Genomic DNA, 18,879 nt, shown 5'->3' with positions numbered 1-18,879 from the left:
GATCATTAGGTCCTGAAAGAATGGAACTCCAGATTATTTTTCGGCCACCCGAGAGCGTCTAGCGTCCGTCCCGTTCAAACCGAAGGTGGGCGGGAGCCATGACGACCGAGACGATTATCTGCGCCGATACGGCACCCGGCGCGCCTGCCGCCGCAAAGTTGCCGGTCTCGGGCCTGCTGGCGCTGGCGATGGCGGCCTTCATCACCATACTGACCGAGGCGCTGCCGGCCGGGCTCCTGCTTCAGATGAGTGCCGATCTCGATGTTTCGCCCGCGCTCATCGGCCAGCTCGTCACCGCCTATGCGGTCGGCTCGCTCCTGGCGGCGATCCCGCTGACGGCCGCGACGCAAGGCGTGCGCCGACGCCCGCTGCTGCTCTGCGCCGTCGCGGGCTTCGCCGTCGTGAATACGGTAACGGCGCTGTCGACGGACTACACGCTGATACTCGTCGCCCGCTTCATTGCCGGCGTCTCGGCCGGGCTGCTCTGGGCGCTGGTCGCGGGCTATGCCGCACGCATGGCGCCGGAGCATCTCAAGGGCCGCGCTATCGCGATCGCCATGGTCGGCACGCCGCTGGCGCTGTCTCTCGGCATCCCGGTCGGAACCTTCATCGGCGCCGTGCTGGGTTGGCGCACGACCTTTCTCGGCATGAGCGGCATGACGCTGCTGCTGATCGGGTGGGTGCTTTGGCAGGTGCCCGATTTCGCCGGTCAGCCGGCGGAACGGCGGGCCGGATTTCGTCAGGTCTTCCGACTGCCCGGCGTGCGACCGATCCTGCTGGTGACGTTGCTCTTCGTGCTGGCGCACAACATTCTCTACACCTACATCGCGCCGTTCCTCGCCGCGGCGGGCCTGACGCCGCGTGTCGATCTCGTCCTCTTCGCCTTCGGAGCCGCCGCGCTTGGCGGCATCGTGCTGACCGGCCTGCTGATCGACCGGCACCTGCGCAGCCTCGTTCTCGCGAGCACGGCTCTGTTCCTCGGCGCCAGTCTCTCGCTTGGCCTGTGGAACACCGCGCCGGGACCGGTTCTCATCGCCGTCGCCGTCTGGGGCCTCGCTTTCGGCGGCGCCGCGACCCTGTTCCAGACGGCACTCGCCGAGGCCTCCGGCGACGCCGCCGATCTGGCGCAATCGATGCTGGTCACGGTCTGGAACATCGCCATTGCCGGCGGCGGGCTGATTGGGGGCGCGCTGCTCGGTACATTCGGCGTCGGGGCTTTCCCATGGGGGCTTACCGCGCTGCTGGTACCCGCGTTCCTCATCGCCAACGCGGCCCGACGCCACGGTTTTCCGTCGGCCTGAACGATCTCCCGGTCCATCGAACATCATAGAAGGATCCACCCATGCACGCGCTCACGCCGCGCCCTGTCTCCAGCTCCGTGCAGGCGATGGGAGCGCGTCTCGACGCGGCCATCGCGCAGGCGATCGCCCAACAGCGCATCGTCGGTGCCGTCGTGCTGGTCTCTCGCGATGGCGAGGTCGTCTGGCGCCGCGCCATGGGCATGGCGGATCGCGAGATGAAACGACCGATGCGGGAGGACGCCTTGTTCCGGCTGGCCTCGGTCTCGAAGCTGTTCGTGTCGGTTGCCGCGATGGCGCTTGTGGCGCAAGGACGGCTTTCGCTCGACGCGCCGATCACGACATGGCTGCCCGCCTTCCGCCCTCTGCTGCCGGGCGGCGAGCCCGCGACCATCACGCCCCGCCATCTGCTGTCTCACACCGCCGGCCTGAGCTACGGCTTTCTGGAGCCCGAGGACGGTCCTTATCACCGAGCCGGCGTGTCCGACGGCATGGACAGGACAGGTCTCTCGCTCGACGAGAATCTGCGTCGCCTGGCGTCGGTTCCGCTGTTGTTCGCGCCCGGCACGGACTGGATCTATTCATTGTCGATCGATGTGCTCGGCGCCGTCGTGGCTTCGGCGTTCGGCGCGTCGTTGCCGGACGCTGTTCGTGCGCTGGTCACCCGGCCGCTCGGTCTCGGCGATACGGGCTTCAGCGTTTGTGACCGGGCGAGGCTCGCGGCGGCCTATGCCGATGATCAGCCCTCACCGCGCCGCATGCGCGAGCCTGATCGCATCCCGATGCTGGAAGGACTTGCCGATATAGTCATGGACCCGGCACGGGCCTTCGACGCGGACGCCTTCCCGTCGGGCGGCGCCGGCATGATCGGGACGGCCGATGACAGCCTGAGCCTGCTGGAGACGATGCGCGGGGGAGGTGGCGCGCTGCTGCCGCCGGAGCTGGCCGCGGAGATGGCACGCGTCCAGACCGGCAACCTTCCCGTCGTCGGCTTGCCCGGTTGGGGGTACGGCCTTGGATTTTCGATCCTGAAGGACGCAACGGAAGCGGGCACGCCGGAAACGCCTGGCACCTGGCGATGGGGCGGTGCCTATGGCCATTCCTGGTTCGTCGATCCCACACAGAAGCTCAGTGTCGTCGCCTTCACCAATACGGCACTCGAAGGCATGTCCGGCGGCGGGCGCTTTCCGCAGGAAATCTGCCGAGCCGTCTACGGCTCATGATGTTTCTAAGCCGTCGGCGGAAGCCTGGCGGGCTTGCGGAGGTTCTGCGCTGCGGCGGCGAGGCTGAACGCGTCGCCGCAGCACCTCCGGGGGGGAATGATGCCTGCGGCGAGCCGTACGTGCCATTCGCGAAGTGGTGCTGTCATTTTCCCCTAAAGCGGTCCTTTTTGATGGAGCCATTTGGAGAAAAGCTGACCTCGACCCGCTCGGTGCGGGAGTGTGAAGGAGGACAGCATGAGCCCGTCGAGCCCCGATTACTCGAAAGGCGCCGCGTATATGAACGGCATTTACGTGCCGATCTCCGAGGCCAAGATTCCGGTCGGTGACTGGGGCTTCACCCATTCGGATGTGACCTATGACGTGGTTCATGTGACCGACGGCGGGTTCTTCCGGCTGGAGGACCACCTCGATCGTTTTCATCGCTCGCTGGAAGGCTACCGCCTCGATCCGGGCGTTACCCGTGACGAGATGCGCACCATTCTCGGCAAGGTGGTGGCGCTGAGCGGCCTCAAGGATGCTTTCGTCGCGATGGTCTCCACACGCGGCGTTCCGCGCGTTTACGGCTCGCGCGACCCGGCCGATTGCGACAATACCTTCATTGCCTATGCGGTGCCGTGGGTCGACGTGATCAAGCCCGACGTCCAGGAGCGCGGTGCTCACCTGCTCGTCGCGCAGGTGCCCCGCATCTCGCAGAACTCGCTCGATCCGACGCTGAAGAACTACATGTGGCGCGACTTCACCCGCGGCATGTTCGAGGCCAAGGATAAGGGCTTCGACACCGCCATCCTGCTCGACAGCGAGGGCTACCTGACCGAAGGCGCCGGCTTCAACGTCTTCATCGTCAAGGACAACAAGGTCACCACCCCGGATCGCGGCGCGCTGCGCGGCATTACCCGCCTCGCCGTGCTCGACCTGTGCCCCGAGCTCGGTCTCGAGCCGGTCGTCGGCCCGATCACCTTCGAGGACCTGATGGATGCCGACGAGGTGTTCACCACCACCACCGCCGGCGGCGTGATGCCCTGTGCGCGGGTGAACGAGCGCATCTATGGCAATGACCGGCCGGGTCCGATCAGCGCCAAGCTGAAGGAGACCTATTGGCGCAAGCACAAGGAAGGCTGGCACATGACGCCGGTCAACTACGCCGATGCCGACAATCCCTTCAAGGTCGCGGCCTGAAGCGCATCCGATGTGACGGCTCAGGGGCGGCGCTCAGACTGCCCCGAGGAGGAAACGCACAAGGCACGGGCCCCGCAAGGACCGATCGTATCGATCTCAAAAAAACCAGAGGGCGTGGTCATGACCAAATCGACGTTCAAGTCTTCCGGCGCTGCGGCCCTGTCCGCCGCCTCCGTCAATCGCCGTACCGTGCTGAAGACACTCGCGGCGGGAACCGCCGGCGCGCTTGCCGCGCCCTACATTCGGCCCGCCTCGGCCGCGCCTACCCAGCTGCGTGCGCTGATGTGGGAGGTCTATGCCGTTCCCGATATCGTCGGAGCCTTCGAGGAGAAGCACAAGATCAAGTTCTCCCCGACCTTCTTCGACGGCAATTCCGAGGCCTACAACAAGCTGCGCGTCGGCGGCACCAGGGATTTCGATCTCGTCCAAGCCGACGGCTTCTGGCCGGGCCTGTATTTCCGCGAGAAGCTGATCCGCAACATCGACTATGCCAAGATCCCCAACACCGCCAATGTCTATCCGGTGTTCAAGCCCGACCGGTTCAAGCTGCTGACCGACGAAGCCAGCGGCAAGCATTTCGGCGTCACCTGGTGCTGGGGCAGCTACGGCACCACCTACAACACCGCCGACGTGCCGAAGGAGAAGGTCGAGAGCATCGAGGTGCTGTTTGATCCCGCCTTTTCCGGACGCCTCGCGACCAGCGCCCGCTTCGAGGAGAACATCGCGCTTACCGGCATTCTGGCCGCCACCCGCATGGGCACCAAGGACAAGCCGCGCCCGGACGGCAAGCCGTTCAACCCCTATGTCCTCACCGATGAGGAACTCGCCGAGGTCGAGAAGCTGCTGATCCAGCAGAAGTCGCTGCTGCTCACGCGCTATCAGGACAACACCACCCTGCAGCAGTTGCTGGAAAGCGGGGCCATCGTCGCCGCTCCTGAATTTGCGCAGGTCTATCGCATTCTGGTGCAGAAGAAGGAGAAGGGTGACATCTCCGCCGACTTCTCGCATCAGCTGGTGCCGAAGGAAGGTGGCCTCGGCTGGGTCGACACCTGGCTGGTGACTTCAGGCGTGACCGATCCGGCCGCGCTCGATATCTGCCATGACTTCATGAACACCTTTCTCGCGCCGGAGAACATCAAGAAGATCTCGCTCATTGCCGGATCGTCGGCGACGGTCGACCTGCGCTCGATCTCCACGCCCGAAGAGCAGAAGCTGTTCCTGATGGACCGCACGGAGGAGCTGTCGAGCATGTATCAGTTCGACCAGCCCTCCTCGACCGAGAAGTGGGAGCGCGTCTGGTCGCGCGTGCAGGCTGCCTGACAAGCCCTAGCCCCGGGCCTTTAACGGCCCGGGCCTTGCTTCGGTTGGTTCGATCAGGGAGTTCGGCGTTTGGCCTATATCCATCTCGAAGGCGTTTCCAAGCAGTATGGAAGCGTCTGGGCGGTCGATCGCGTCGATATGGCGGTCGAGAAACATGAATTCGTCTCACTGCTCGGCCCCAGCGGCTCGGGGAAGACGACGCTGCTGCGCATCATCGCGGGGCTGGAGCGCCCGACACAGGGGCGCGTGCTCATCGATGGCGAGGACGTGACCGACCTGCCGCCGCACAAGCGCGGGGTGGCGATGGTGTTCCAGGAATTCCTGCTGTTCCCGCATCGCACGGTCTACGAGAACCTTGCCTTCCCGCTGCGCATGCTCAAGCTGCCCCGGGGCGAGATCGAGGCCCGCGTCGAATGGGTCGTGGGCATCCTCGCCCTGCGCGGGCTTGAAAAGCGCTATCCGAACCAGCTCTCCGGCGGCCAGCAGCAGCGCGTTGCCCTGGGGCGCGGCCTTGTCGGTCGGCCCAAGGCGCTGCTGCTCGACGAGCCGCTCGCCAATCTCGACCGCGAGCTGCGACAGGAGATGGAGGTCGAGATCCGCAAGCACCAGACGGATCTGGGCATCCCCTTCATCTATGTGACGCACAATCAGGAAGAGGCGCTGTCGATGAGCGACCGCATCGCGGTCGTGCGCGGCGGGCGCATCGAAGACTTCGCCTCGCGCACGGCGATCTACGACCATCCCCGAACCGCCTTCATCGCCCAGTTCGTCGGGCGCTCGAACCGGTTCACGGGCACGGCGATCGTCACCGGGGGGAAGGTCGCCCTCGACGATGGCGATGTGCGGATCGAGACGGCAGCCCGGCCGGACATCGCCGAGGGCGACCCGCTTGTCGCCCACGTGAAGAACGAGAAGGTCCAGCTCAGGCTTGCCGCAGACGCGCCGGCGGCCGCAACCAACGCGCTGAAGGCGACGATCCGGTACGTCATCCTTCGCGGCGCCTATGCCGAATATGTGCTCGGCTGGAGCGGTGGCGAGATCATCGCCAGCCGGCCGCGCAGCGAGGCGGAGTTCACCCAGGGCACGGAGGTGGTCTGCTTCTGGAATGAGGCGGACATCGACCTCTATCCGGTGACGGAGGATGGGCGATGAAAGGACGCTTTGCCCCGGCCATCTTTCTCGGCATACCCAGCGTGTTTCTGGTCGGGCTGTTCGTGCTACCGCTCATCTCCATGCTGGTACTGAGCGTCTGGCGGACCGAGAATTACCACATCATCCGCGACTTCAGCTTCCACAATTACGAGGTGCTGGCGACCGAGGGGGCCTACGTGACCTTTCTCGTGCGCTCGCTTGTGATGGCGAGCGCGGTCTCGCTGATCTGCACCTTGATCGCCTGGCCCGTCGCCTACGGCATCACCCTCTACGGCGGACGTTACAAGCTGTTGCTGACACTGGCCTTCGCCGTGCCCTTCCTCACCGGCGAGGTGCTGCGCATCATCGCGCTTCAGGGGCTTCTCGGCCCGGTCGGGTTGCTCAATGGCGTGCTGCTGTCGCTGGGCGCGGCGCCGCTGCGGGTGATCATGTACACCAATGTCGCCAGCGCCATCGGCCTCGTCTACCTCTACCTGCCGATCGTGGTGACGGTGATCTACCTCTCGCTGCTCAATTTCGATCAGCGGCTGATCGATGCCGCGACCATTTTCGGGGCGAGCCCGGCGCGCGCCTTTCTTGAGGTCACCTGGCCGCTGAACCTGTTCGGCACGCTGATCGGCTTCGCGCTGTGCTTCATTCCCTGTCTGTCGGCGACGCTGGCGCCCCGATTCCTCGGCGGCCCCAATGGCACGCTCTACGGCATGGCGATGGCGCAGCAATTCGGTGAGAGCGGCACCTGGGCGCTGGGCGCGGCCATGGGCGTCGTGCTGTTCGCCGTATCCGTGCTGCTGGTCGTCGCGGTCTCCCGGCTGATCGATCTGCGCCGCACCGGTTTCACCGGTTTCGGGAGGGGATGAGATGCGCCTGAAACCGGGAAAGACCGCGCTGCTCGCGACGGTCGCCGTCTCCTACCTGTTCCTTTATCTGCCGGTCGTCCATATCGGCCTGGCAAGCTTCGCGCGGAACTCGAACTTCCCCTATCCGCCGAAATGGTCGCTCGACACCATGACGCGGCTCTTCTCCAACTCGCTCTACCAGACCGCGCTGGCCAACAGCCTCATCATCGGCATCTTCTCGGCGCTGCTGGCGACCGCGCTCGCGGGGCTCGCGACAATCGGGCTGATGCGTCACGCTGGCCGGCGCGCGTCGTTCTATCTGGCGCTGTTCATCGCGCCGCTTTTCGTGGCGGAGGTGCTGCTCGGTATCTCCTCGCTCATCTTCAATGGCCTGTTTCTCGGGCTTCGCGGCAATATGGCCTCGGCCATCCTCGCCAATGTGGTCCACTGCTTCAGCTATGCGCTGCTCATCATCGCGACACAGCTCTATCGCTATGACTGGCGGCTCGACGACGCGGCGATGGTGTTCGGGGCGAGCCCGGCCCGCACCTTCTTCGAGGTGACATTGCCGTTGATCTGGCCCGGCCTGCTCGGTGCCTTCATCGTCGCCTTCATCATGGCCTTCAACAATCTGGAGATCTCGTTCTACCTGCTGGGCGCGACGCCGACGCTGCCGTCGGCGGCCTGGGGTGCGCTGCGCTACGGCGTGAAACCGGAACTCTATGCGTTGGCGACCTGCGTGAATCTTGTCGTCTTCCTGCTGCTCGGGCTCATGTTCGTGCTCATGAGGACCGGCCTCGTCACCTTCGGCCACCGGCCGGAACGCGAACGCAGCGCCGTATAGCGCGCAGACGCGGGCCGGATGGTGCGGAACTTGCGTTCTCCCGATCGGTCAGATCGGGAGGCATTTGTGAGGCTGCTGGATTCGCTCGCGCTCCATATCGACAGGGCTGCCGAAGCGCCGTTGCACCGGCAGCTCTATCACCGGCTCGTGGAGGAGATCACCGCCGGCGCGCTGCGTCCGGGCGAGAAGCTTCCCTCGACGCGCGACTTCGCCGGGCTGCTGGAGGTGTCGCGCAACACGGTCGTGCTCGCCTTCGACCACCTGATTTCCGAGGGCTATCTGGAGCCCGTCACCGGCTCCGGCACCTATGTCTCGTGGGAACTGCCCGAACAGCGTCCCGCGAAGGCGTCCGCGCGCATAAATCCCGCCATCGAGGCGGCCGGACATCTGAGCCGATCCATGGCGCCGGATTCGGCGATCACCCATGCGCCACCCACCCTGCGTCACATGCGCCGGCCGGTGCCATTCCGCGCCAATTTTCCGGCGGTCGAGATGTTCCCGGTCCGGCAATGGGCCAGCCTGGCGGCGTCTCTCTATCGCGAGCTGGATCCCGACGCCGCGGGGGCGTTGCTGGGGGAGGGCGACCCGCAGGGCTATGAGCCGCTGCGCATCGCCATTGCCGAGCATGTCGCGCTCAGCCGCGGCCTCACCTGCACCGCGCATAACATCGTCATCTTCGCGGGCGCGCAGCATGCGGTGGATCTCGCCTGCCGTATCCTGCTCACCCCCGGCGAGCGGGTCTGGTGCGAGGACCCGGGCTATGACGGCATCTACGCCTCGGCGACCGCGGCGGGTGCCATTCCCGTGGCCATACCCGTCGATGAAGAAGGGATCGTGGTGGAGCGGGGCATGGCTCTCGCGCCGGATGCCCGCCTCGCCTATGTTTCGCCGTCCAAACAATTCCCGCTCGGCATGGAACTGAGTCTCGAGCGACGCCATGCCCTGTTGCAATGGGCCGGCGCCGCCGGCGCCTGGGTGCTGGAGGATGATTACGATACGGAGTTCCGCTATGCGGGCCGTCCGATGCCTGCGCTGCACGCGCTGGATCGGGAGGGCCGCGTCCTCTATTTCGGCACCTTCAGCAAGATGCTGTTTCCCGGCCTGCGGCTCGGCTTCGCGGTGCTGCCGGATGCTCTGGTCGAGGCATTCGTCTCGGCGCGCGCCATCGTCGGGCGCTATTCGCCGATGCTTGAACAAGCACTGGTTGCTCGCTTCATGAACGATGGCCATCTTGCCACCCATGTGCGGCGCATGCGGCGGCTTTACGCGCGGCGGCAGGACTATCTGCTGCAGGGGATCGAACGCCGCCTCTCCCGGTGGATGACCGCCGCGCCGACCAATACCGGCATGGAGATCATCGCCAGCCTGTCCGCGGGGCTGAGTGGGCAACGGGTAGCGGAAGCCGCGGCGCGCCGGGGGCTGGAGATCCTGCCCATCGCCGTTCTCGCACACGACGTGCAGGCCGATCATCTGGTCACGCTTGGCTTCAGCGCCTTCAGCGAGGATCAGATGGACGAGGGGCTCGACATCCTTCGCGACATTTTTGTCGAGATGGAGCGAGGCGAGACACCAATGGCCGGCGCCGGCTGAGGGCCGCCGGAATGACCTGGCTCCCGGCCTTCCGCTATTGGGGGCCGGTTTCAGTCTCGCTCATTATCGGCCTCATCCTACTTTGAGGAGGGCCGCTCTTCACGGCGCCGACGCAACGACACCCGCGACGACTTCCCTGCGAGGCACGGCCCTGTGGGCCTGCTGCGAGCGGCCCATGACGGCGGCAGGGTCGAAGGGCCGCAACGGGCGGCTCCTCCGGCACACGTCGAGGAGACTTATCGAACCGCCACCATCGCCGGCCCTTTCCGGGGGGCTTCAGGCCATGGCAGGAGGATCAAATTTGGTGGGCCCGGCAGGCCGACCCGTCGCAAGAAATGACAACGGCTTAGGTTCGGTCGGGACGAAAGCGAAATCCAGTGTTTCCGGGGGCGGTACAACCGTCCGTGTCCCACTCTCGCGAGAACGGCGAGGTCGGTCGGACGCCGATCGTTGCCTGCTCCGCTGTGCCCTCTATGACGGCCGCGTTCGGCTGGGGAGCGTGCGTGAGCGCGCCTCCGGCGGCTTCGAAGCGACGTCGATCGATGGCCGGCTTCTCGGCCGTTTCCGGACGATGAAGGCGGCCGCTGCGGCGGTGAGCGAAGCGGCCGGGAGGCTCCCGTGAGCGCCGCCACCGCCGAGATGCTGCGGCTCGCCATCGGCCAGTCCAGCGGGCCTGCCGAGATCGACCGCCTGTCCGCCCTGGTGTGGGAGCAATGGGGCGCCAAGCGCCTTTGCGATGACGAAGCGCAGTCGCTGGCCGATCTGGCGCAGGAGCGGCGTGGCAAGCGCGCATCCCCGGTCGGCACGCCGTTGCCGAGCGCCCGGCTGCTGAGCCGGTTCAAGCCGCGCCGCCGTCCGTGCTCTCCCGATCGGCAGGCGGCGCGCGATCGTCGGCGTGACCTCGGCGGCGCGGGCAACATGCCGGCCGCCATCCGCCGGGCTTTCACCGAGGGCCAGCGCGCCGCCCTGACGATCATCGCCGGCGAGGTCAAGCACCATGGGCAGTGCGACCTGCCGATCGACAGGATCGCCGCTCTGGCCGGCTGTGGCCGCACCACGGTGCAGAACGCGGTGCACGAGGCCCGCAGGCTCGGCTTGATCAAGGTCACCGGGCGCCCCCAGCGCGGCAGGAAGAACCTGACAAACCTCGTGGTCATCGTCTCCGCCGAGTGGCTGGCGTGGCTCAAGCGTGGTCCTGCGGCTCACAGGCCGATAGGATCCAAAACGTCGACGCACTCACCCAAAATAGTGACCCCCACGAAGAACACAGGAAGAAGAACAGACCCCATCAAAGGATCATCTCCCTCTTCAAACCGCGATCCCGGCGGTGCCGTCGCTGGCCTGCGGAAAGAGAAGGGTGCAGGCGTGGCGTCAATTGGCAGAAGTTGGCGCTAGTGGCCGTCTGGAGCTGGCGCGAGCGGCGGCGCATAAAATGGTCGATGGGACAGCACCTCACCACGCATTCGACCTGATCAACCCTGGCGGCGGAAGTCGTCCCCGGGGTGGTCGCCGACTTTTGCCTTTCGGTCTTAGACCGGCGTCCCCCAATTGCGTGAGATAGAGGCGAATTAGGCTTTTCAATCAGTGGCTTGGTAGAGATCGAGGGATTTTCTGCGGTGTTCGCGACGGTCAAGAACTGGTTCGGCCTGCCGACCAAGAGCCTGGCGGCGCCCGATGCGGAGCTGCAGGCGGTGTTCGGCGCGCTGCCCTCCGGGCTGTCGGTTGGCGCGGCGCAGGCACTGACCGTGCCGGCGGTGGCCTCGGCGATCCGGCTGCTTTCGGAAGCGTCCGCCTGCCTCGACCTGAAGGTGATGCGCCGCGTCGGAGGCACCGACACGGAGGCCTCCGATCATCCCGTCGCGCAGCTGTTCGCCGATCGCCCGAACGACTGGACCGGCACGTTCGATTTCATCCGCGACATGGTCGCGGCGGCGCTCATCAGCGACAAGGGCTCGCTGGCGCTGGCGAACAAGATCAACGGGCGTGTGATCGAGCTGGTGCGGTATGAGCCGGCGCACTTCACGGTCGACTATTCCGGAGATGGCCGGCTAGAGCCGAGCTTCCGCATCAACAACGTGCCGGTGTCGGCGGATGACGTCGTGCACCTGCGCTCGCCCTTCGCACGGTGCCCGCTCTCGCTGGCGGCCGATGCGATCGGCGTGGCCAAGACCATGGAGCAACACGCCGGCCGGCTGTTCCGCGACGGCGCTCGCCCGTCCGGCGTGCTCTCCCTGGCCGACCGCACCACGCCGGAGGCACTGAAGCGCATTCGCGACGCCTGGCAGCTCGCCCATGGCAACGGCAAGTCCGGCGGCACGGCCATCGTCGAAGGCGGGGCGACCTATGCGCAACTCACGATGCTGTCGACCGACGCGCAGTTCCTTGAGCTGCGTACCTTCCAGATTGTCGAGATCGCCCGCGCATTCCGCGTGCCACCGTCGATGCTCTACGAACTGGACCGTGCGACCTGGTCCAACTCCGAGCAGATGGGCAAGGAGTTCCTCACCTATTCGCTGGAACCGTGGCTTCGCGCCTTCGAGGCATCCCTTCGCCGCGCGCTGTTCTCGGCCGAGGAGCGGGGCGAGTACCGCGTCGCCTTCGACCGCGACGACCTTACCCGCGCCAGCCTGACCGAGCGCGCCTCGGCGATCTCCTCGCTCATCGCCTCCCGGGTGCTCAACCCGAATGAGGGGCGCGAGTGGCTCGACATGCCTCCGCGAGCCGGTGGCGCGGAATACGCCAATCCCAATACCGGCTCCAGCCAGCCCGGCGGCGCCCCTGCCGAGGAGGCCGCCTGATGGAGCACGCTTTCATCGAGACCAAGATCCTCGCCGACGATGCCGGCCTTATCTCCGGTCTGGCATGGAAGTTCGGCATCCCCGATCGCGTCGGCGACATGATCGAGCCTGGCGCCTTCAAGGGGCTGAAATTGCCCCTGCCGATGCTGTTCGGCCACGACATGAACGACCCTGTCGGCGTGTGGACCGAAGCGCTGGAGACCGGCGCCGGGCTCGCCCTCGAGGGCCGCATGCTGGTCGAGGACGTGCCCCGCGCCCGTGAAGTCCGGGCGCTGGTCAAGGCCGGTGCGGTCGGCGGTCTCTCCATCGGCTTCGTCACCCGCAAGGCCGTGGCGCGGACCGGAGGCGGGCGCACGATCAAGGCTCTCGACCTTTTCGAGGTGTCGCTCGTCACCGCTCCCATGCATCCCGGTGCCCGTATTACCGGCGCCAAATCCGCGGCGGACGCCTTCCGGCTCGCCGAATCCCTCCGTCGCGCCGCGGCGGCCATCCGAGGAAACTGACCGATGAAGCATACCTGTCTGCACATGCTGGCGCCCGGCGCTCTGGAGCTGAAGGGCGAAAACGACGACCCGATCGCCACCGTCACGGCAGCGCTCGACGAGCTGACGAAGACCGTCAACGACGGCCAAAAGGCGCTTGGCGACCGGCTTACGGCGATGGAGACCAAGGGCGCGAAGCCGGACGACAAGAAGGACGATCCGGCGGCCAAGCTCACCGAGCGGCTCGACAAGATCGAGGCGAAGGTGAACCGCCCTGGAGGCGGCACCGACGCCAAGGGCGAGCCGAGCGTCGAGCAGAAGGCCTTCGGCGCCTATCTGCGCCATGGCGACCGCGCCCCCGATGCCGAGCTGAAGGTGCTCACGGTGTCGTCGGACACGCAGGGCGGCTACCTGGCGCCGACCGAAATGTCGGCCGAGTTTATCCGCGACATCACCGAGTTTTCGCCGATCCGCACCCTCGCCACTGTGCGCACCACGCTCGCTCCCGCCGTCAGCTATCCCAAGCGCACCGGCATCACCAACGCCAAGTGGAAGGGTGAGACGCAGGCGCAGGAGGCGAGCGAGCCAGGTTTCGGGCAGGTCGAAATCCCGATCCGCGAGGTCAACACCTATGTCGACGTGAGCAACCAGCTCCTCGCCGACAGCGGCGGCACCGCCGAGGCGGAAATCAATCTCGCCCTCGCGGAGGACTTCGGCCAGAAGGAAGGCCTCGCCTTCGTCTCGGGCAATGGCATCCTCGAGCCGGAAGGGCTGCTGACCGCCGCCAGCCTCGCCGAGACGCTCAACGGCCACGCGACGACGCTTTCGGCCGACGCTCTGATCGCCCTCATGTATGCGCTGCCGGCACCTTACCGCTCGCGCGGCTCCTGGCTGATGAATGGTGGCACCCTCGCCAAGCTGCGCACCATGAAGGACGGCCAGGGCAACTATCTCTGGCAGCCGAGCTATCAGGCCGGCCAGCCGGAAATGATCCTCGGCCGCCCGGTGGTGGAAGCGATCGACATGCCGGACGTGGCGGCGAACGCTTATCCCATCCTGTTCGGCGATTTCGCCACGGGTTACCGGATCGTCGACCGCCTGGCGCTGTCGATCCTGGTGAACCCGTACATCCGCGCCACCGAGGGCATCACCCGCATTCACGCCACGCGCCGCACCGGCGCCGGCGTGGTGCAGGCCCGGGCGCTGCGCAAGCTCAAGATGGCGGTGTCCTGACGGTCGCCGTTCCCCTTCACGCGCTCCCCGGAGGATCTTCCATGCGCGACATCATCTCGAACATCGCCGTCGCCTCGGTCATTGCGCCGGCGGCCTACGACGCGGACAACACGCCCGCCGCGATCGACCTGCAGGGTTTCGATTCCGCCATGCTGGCCATTCACGTCGGCGTCGGCGGCATCACCTTCAGCGGGACGAACAAGATCGAGTTCAAGCTTACGCATTCGGATGACGATTCGACCTATACCGCCGTGACTATCGACGACGTGCAGGGCATCGCCAGCGTCGGTTCCGGCGGTATCGTCCGCTCGCTGGTTGCCGCCCATGCGGCGCCCTCGATCACGCGCGTCGGCTATGTCGGCAACAAGCGGTTCCTGAAGCTGCTGGCGGATTTCTCCGGCACGCACGGCACCGCCACGCCGCTTTCCGTCAGCCTTGTGAAGGGCCACGCGCGCGAACGGCCGGTGGCCTGACAGGATGGGGCGCCCGCTTATTGAGGGCACGTAGCGGCCTGTCCAACAACGGTAACCCCGCCTCTCCGGCGCCCGGCTCGCGAGAGCCTGAATGGGAGGCAAGGCGGGGATGGTCGCGAGCACCATCCGGGGCTCTCCCCTCGGCCAAGGGCTCACGGGAGGCGGGCGAGCAGACCGCCTCCCACTCTTTGAAAAAGGAAACCCTGATGCCTGTTCGTGCACCTCGTATTTGCGGTTGCGGCCACCGTATCGCCGGCGGCGCGCAGTGCCCGTGCGAGCGCAAGCGCGATGCGGAGCGCAGGGCCCGGGCCGACACGAAGCGCCCGTCCGCCCATGGGCGTGGCTATGACGGCAAATGGCAGAAGGAGCGCGCGGCCTATCTGAAGGTTCATCCGCGCTGCGCCTGGCCGGGTTGTGGCGCGCCGGCGAGCGTCGTCGATCACATCATGCCCCACCGGGGCGATCGCAAGCTGTTCTGGTCGCGCTCCAACTGGCAGCCGCTCTGCAAGGCCTGCCATGACGGGCGCAAACAATCCGAAGAGAAGCGGGGCGGCCCGTCCACCGGACGGCGGGCGCAGCCGTTCCTCGCTCGGTCGCGCATTCCCGTGGTGCTGGTGTGCGGCGCGCCCGGCTCGGGAAAAAGCACCTATGTCGAGCAGAACAAGGGGCCGAATGATCTTGTCATCGACCTCGACGTGATCCGCGCGCGGCTGTCGGGCGCCGCTCTCTATGCCTCCGGTCAGGAATGGCTCGGGCCGGCGCTCGACGAGCGCAATCGCCTCCTCGCCAGCCTTGCGAACGATATGGAGCATCCGCGCCTGGTTCATCGTCGGTGCTCCGGAAAGGACCGAGCGCGAACTCTGGATGCGCAAGCTCGGGACCTGTCCTGTGGTCCTGATGCCGACGCCATTGGACGAATGCCTGCGCCGTATCCGCGCCGATACCCGGCGCAGCGGGGACGTAGCCCGCATGGAACAGGCGGCGCGCGACTGGTTCGCTGCAGCGGAAAGGGAGACGCGCGGATGATCGAGACGAGCGAGATTGTGACGCTTGCCGAGCTGGAGGCGCATTTGCGCGTCGATGATGGCGAAGAGGATGCGGGTCTGAGCGACATGCTCGAGGCGGCGCGGCGCCACATCGAGGCGTGGGTCGGGCTGCTGGACGACTTCGAAGAGGTGCCCGCCGATCTCGTGGAGGCGCTGAAGCAGCTCGCCGGCCACTTCTATGAGAACAGGGAGGCGACCTCCGATGGACAGGCGACCCTCTCCGAGGTGCCATTCGGGTTCCATGACCTCATCGGACCTTACCGCAGGTGGGAGTTCTGACCATGAGGGCAGGCGCACTTGATCGTGTGATCATCGTTCAGCGATCGGTACGGATCGGTGACGACGGGGCAGGCAATGAGATCCTCGAGTGGCGCGATTTTGCAACGATGTGGGCGCAGAAGATCGAGGGAGAGGCGGCTCCTGTCGTCCTGGCTGCTGGATTTGAAGAAAAGGAAGTCATCGTTTTCCGCGGCCGGTTTATCGCTGGGATAGGGGTTTTTGACCGCGTCCTCTACGAGGGCGCCGCTTTCGAGGTCGTCGGCGCGGATGAGATCGGCCGGCGGCGTGGGCTTGAACTGCGCTGTACGAAGGTCGGGCCATGAGGGGCGCTAAACCCTACCTGATCGTTTCCGGCTCCTCGCCGGTGCGCGAGCCGCTTGATCCGCCGGACTGGTTGTCAGAAGACGCGGTTGCCGAGTGGAACCGTGTGGCACCCATACTGATCGATGAGCGGCGCACGCTGACCGTGACCGACATCGCCAGCCTGGTGAACTACTGCGTCGCCATCGGACAGGCGGCGGAGGCAAGCCGCATCATCACAGCGGAGGGCATGACCTACCAATCGAAGACGGGGCCGAAGAAGCATCCGGCCGTCGCTATACGCTCCGATGCGATGACTCAGGCGCGGCTGCTGGCCGGTGAGCTGGGGTTGACGCCGGTCAGCCGCTCGCGGCCGGCCGCGCGCTCGGATACCGGCCAAGGCATGGGCCCCGGTCTGTTCGACATGGAATTCTGACCATGGCGCGCTCGACCTATCCCGACTGGATCTTCGACGATAGCGAGATTGCTGACCCGATGGGGCGGGGCGAGCGGGCGGTACGCTGGCTGAGCATGCTGCGCCATCCCAAGAGCACCTTGCCCGGCCGGCCGTTCAAGCTCGACCCGTGGCAGGAGCGGATTGTGCGGGCGATCTATGGTCCACGCCACGCGGACGGCACCCGCATCGTCAAGACCGTGGTGCTGCTGCTGCCCCGCGGCAACCGCAAGACCGCGCTCGCGGCGGCGCTGGCGCTGCTGCACACTATCGGGCCGGAACGGGTTCCGGGCGGCGAGGTGATCTCGGCCGCGGCCGACCGTAAGCAGGCGCGGCTCGCCTATGCCGAGGCGCTCGGCATCGTGCGTACCGTACCGCAGGCGGCAGCGAATACCCGTGTCGTCGACTATCGCAACCGCCTGACCTTCCCGCGTGACGGATCGTTCTATGAGGCGATCTCGGCCGATGCCGGGACGCAGCACGGGCGCACGCCCGCCTTCGTGCTGGCGGACGAACTGCACGCCTGGCCCAAGCGCGAGCTATGGGACGTGCTGCGCTCCGGCCTGGTGAAACAGAAGGGTTCGCTCCTAGTCGTAGCCACCACGGCCGGCCGGGGGCAGGAGAACGTCGCCTGGGACATCGTCGAGGATGCGCGCCGCGTCGCCCGTGGCGAGGTCGACGATCCCTCGATCCTGCCCATCCTGTTCGAGGCGGAGCGCGATTGCGACTGGACGGACGAAGCCGTGTGGCATCGGGTGAACCCCGGCCTTGCCTATGGCTATCCCGACCTTGAAGGACTGCGCCAGCTTGCTCGCGAAGGGCAGCGGCGCATCGGCGACCGCGAGGCCTTTCGCCAGCTCAACCTCAATATCTGGCTCGATCACTCCGCCGATCCGTTCGTCGATATGGACGTGTACGACGCCGGCGCCGCCCCGGTGGATCTTGATGCGTCGGAAGGCGCGCCTTGCTGGCTCGGCGTCGACCTCTCCAGCAATCACGACCTGACCGCCGTCGTCGGCGCCTGGCGGGACGAGGCGGGAGGGTACGTCGTCCATCCCTGGTTCTTCTGTCCCGAGGACAACCTGCGCGCCCGCGCCGACCGGGACGGCGTGCCGTATCCGACCTGGGCGGAACAGGGCTTCATCATTCCCACGCCCGGCAACGTCGTCGACTTCCGCACTGTGGAAGACACGATCCGCGACCTCTGCGCCCGCTTCAACGTGCAGGAGATCGCCTTCGATCCGCACCTCGCCCGCAACGTGCTGAATAACCTGCTCGACGATGGGCTACCGGCCGTCGAGATGCGGCAGGGCTGGGTAACGATGGCGCCGGCGGTGAAGGAGCTGGAACGCGCCATTGTCGGGCGCCAGTTCACCCATGGCGGCCATCCGGTGCTGCGCTGGTGCTTCGACAATATCGCCGTTCACACCGACACCGCCGGCAATCGCGTGTTCCACAAGGGCAAGAGCCGCGACCGCATCGACGGCGCCGTGGCCTGCGCCATGGCGGTTGCCCGCGCCAGCGCCGAGGGCGGCGCCAGCATCTACGAGAGCGACGAGTGGTCGCCAGAGATGATGGTGTTGTAGCGGTGTTCCCACCCAAATCACCAGGTGAAAGGAGAGGTTGATTGTGGAGAGAAATACGACCATATTCCCACATAACGGGATTTGGAGTTGATTCCATGGCCGACGTGGATATGGGTGAGTTTATCGTCAGCGAGTTGACGGAAACGTTCCTTCGTGAATTTGACGAAGCTGCTCGTGCAGCGGGTCGGCTGGCGTTGGCCAAGGGGGCTGACCTCGATGTTACCGATCGCGATCGTTCCCGTGTTGTGGGCCAGATCCGCACTGCTTTGATCGAGAAAGGGCTGCTCCGTGCTGCTGGTTCCGGCGGCTTTTCCGCGGCGGAGCGGGGTACGATCGAGGGCACGGATCTTTTCGTCCATCAGGCGCACGCCAAGGTGGGGCGCGCGGTTGTTGTTCGTGCATCCATTTCGGTTCCGTCTACGCTGCCGGCGGCGAACAAGTCTCGCAAGAAGCTCGTAGAGCGCCTCAATCGCGTTGTGACCGCTACGGCCGATCTCTTCTCTCCCGCGGCGGTGCGGGAGTTCATCAGCTCTGTCGCGGTCTTCCTCCTCGTCTGCCCGGATCGCCGGCAGCCCGACGGTATCGGCGAAATTGCCGTCGCTATCGTCGATCATCGGCATGACAATTTTGTATTCTATGAGGCTCTCGAAAAGGTGCTGGCCCGGTATGCCCCGCCACCGGTGCCGGTCGCAGATCCGCCCCTTGTGCGCAAGCGGGCCGGCGCCTATCAGCCTCCCGAAGAGATTTTGCCGGACGACGATAAGAAGCACGGCTGATCATTTGTATCGC

The 18,879-nt window shown here is 66.1% G+C and carries 18 protein-coding genes; all 18 read left to right on the top strand.

Features of this window, described 5'->3' with window-relative positions; genetic code table 11:
* Positions 1-98: 98 nt before the first annotated feature.
* The 18 genes from G3A50_RS02500 (at position 99) to G3A50_RS02415 (ending at position 18,866) form a co-directional block, all read left to right on the top strand.
* A complete protein-coding gene (locus G3A50_RS02500; protein ID WP_163073784.1) occupies positions 99-1,301 on the top strand; it encodes an MFS transporter in 1,203 nt (400 codons plus the stop codon).
* A gap of 41 nt (positions 1,302-1,342) precedes the next feature.
* On the top strand, positions 1,343-2,521 hold the full coding sequence (locus G3A50_RS02495) for a serine hydrolase domain-containing protein (protein ID WP_163073783.1): 1,179 nt from the start codon (positions 1,343-1,345) through the stop codon (positions 2,519-2,521).
* A 234-nt stretch (positions 2,522-2,755) separates the two neighbouring features.
* Positions 2,756-3,697 (top strand): aminotransferase class IV, encoded by a 942-nt coding sequence (locus G3A50_RS02490; protein ID WP_163073782.1) that lies wholly within the window; start codon positions 2,756-2,758, stop codon positions 3,695-3,697.
* Between the two features lie 120 nt (positions 3,698-3,817).
* Complete coding sequence (locus G3A50_RS02485; RefSeq protein WP_163073781.1) at positions 3,818-5,017, top strand: ABC transporter substrate-binding protein; 1,200 nt, start codon at positions 3,818-3,820, stop codon at positions 5,015-5,017.
* A gap of 69 nt (positions 5,018-5,086) precedes the next feature.
* Positions 5,087-6,169, top strand: coding sequence for an ABC transporter ATP-binding protein (locus G3A50_RS02480; RefSeq protein WP_246252069.1), 1,083 nt, complete (start codon positions 5,087-5,089; stop codon positions 6,167-6,169).
* Entirely contained in the window at positions 6,166-7,026 is an 861-nt protein-coding gene (locus tag G3A50_RS02475) for an ABC transporter permease (RefSeq protein ID WP_163073780.1), read from the top strand. The genes G3A50_RS02480 and G3A50_RS02475 overlap by 4 nt, the downstream gene beginning before the upstream one ends.
* Before the next feature lies 1 nt (position 7,027).
* Positions 7,028-7,849, top strand: a complete 822-nt coding sequence (locus G3A50_RS02470) for an ABC transporter permease (protein ID WP_163073779.1) — start codon at positions 7,028-7,030, stop codon at positions 7,847-7,849.
* Positions 7,850-7,915: 66 nt separating this feature from the next.
* The gene (gene pdxR, locus G3A50_RS02465; protein WP_163073778.1) at positions 7,916-9,439 is read left to right on the top strand and encodes a MocR-like pyridoxine biosynthesis transcription factor PdxR; all 1,524 of its coding nucleotides are present in this window, start codon (positions 7,916-7,918) and stop codon (positions 9,437-9,439) included.
* Between the two features lie 618 nt (positions 9,440-10,057).
* Positions 10,058-10,834 (top strand): helix-turn-helix domain-containing protein, encoded by a 777-nt coding sequence (locus tag G3A50_RS02460; RefSeq protein WP_163073777.1) that lies wholly within the window; start codon positions 10,058-10,060, stop codon positions 10,832-10,834.
* A gap of 221 nt (positions 10,835-11,055) precedes the next feature.
* Positions 11,056-12,237, top strand: a complete 1,182-nt coding sequence (locus tag G3A50_RS02455; RefSeq protein WP_163073776.1) for a phage portal protein — start codon at positions 11,056-11,058, stop codon at positions 12,235-12,237.
* Positions 12,237-12,740 carry an HK97 family phage prohead protease gene (locus G3A50_RS02450; RefSeq protein ID WP_163073775.1) on the top strand — a complete coding sequence of 168 codons (504 nt, stop codon included), beginning with the start codon at positions 12,237-12,239 and terminating at the stop codon, positions 12,738-12,740. The genes G3A50_RS02455 and G3A50_RS02450 overlap by 1 nt, the downstream gene beginning before the upstream one ends.
* A gap of 3 nt (positions 12,741-12,743) precedes the next feature.
* Positions 12,744-13,952, top strand: coding sequence for a phage major capsid protein (locus tag G3A50_RS02445; RefSeq protein WP_163073774.1), 1,209 nt, complete (start codon positions 12,744-12,746; stop codon positions 13,950-13,952).
* A gap of 41 nt (positions 13,953-13,993) precedes the next feature.
* Positions 13,994-14,425, top strand: a complete 432-nt coding sequence (locus tag G3A50_RS02440; protein ID WP_163073773.1) for a hypothetical protein — start codon at positions 13,994-13,996, stop codon at positions 14,423-14,425.
* Positions 14,426-14,631: 206 nt separating this feature from the next.
* Positions 14,632-15,750, top strand: a complete 1,119-nt coding sequence (locus G3A50_RS22900) for a head-tail connector protein (RefSeq protein WP_163073772.1) — start codon at positions 14,632-14,634, stop codon at positions 15,748-15,750.
* Positions 15,751-15,752: 2 nt separating this feature from the next.
* Complete coding sequence (locus G3A50_RS02430) at positions 15,753-16,073, top strand: head-tail adaptor protein (RefSeq protein ID WP_163073770.1); 321 nt, start codon at positions 15,753-15,755, stop codon at positions 16,071-16,073.
* Positions 16,070-16,486 (top strand): phage terminase small subunit P27 family, encoded by a 417-nt coding sequence (locus G3A50_RS02425; RefSeq protein WP_163073768.1) that lies wholly within the window; start codon positions 16,070-16,072, stop codon positions 16,484-16,486. Before G3A50_RS02430 ends, G3A50_RS02425 begins: the two co-directional genes overlap by 4 nt.
* 2 nt (positions 16,487-16,488) lie before the next feature.
* Positions 16,489-18,090 carry a terminase large subunit gene (locus tag G3A50_RS02420; protein ID WP_163073767.1) on the top strand — a complete coding sequence of 534 codons (1,602 nt, stop codon included), beginning with the start codon at positions 16,489-16,491 and terminating at the stop codon, positions 18,088-18,090.
* 95 nt (positions 18,091-18,185) lie between these two features.
* Positions 18,186-18,866, top strand: a complete 681-nt coding sequence (locus G3A50_RS02415) for a hypothetical protein (RefSeq protein WP_163073765.1) — start codon at positions 18,186-18,188, stop codon at positions 18,864-18,866.
* The last annotated feature ends 13 nt before the right edge of the window (positions 18,867-18,879 follow it).

The organism is Ancylobacter pratisalsi (assembly GCF_010669125.1).
In the GTDB taxonomy this organism is placed as follows: Bacteria; Pseudomonadota; Alphaproteobacteria; order Rhizobiales; family Xanthobacteraceae; genus Ancylobacter; species Ancylobacter pratisalsi.
The sequence above is the reverse complement of the archived record's forward strand: the minus strand, read 5'-3'. Positions and strand labels throughout refer to the sequence as shown.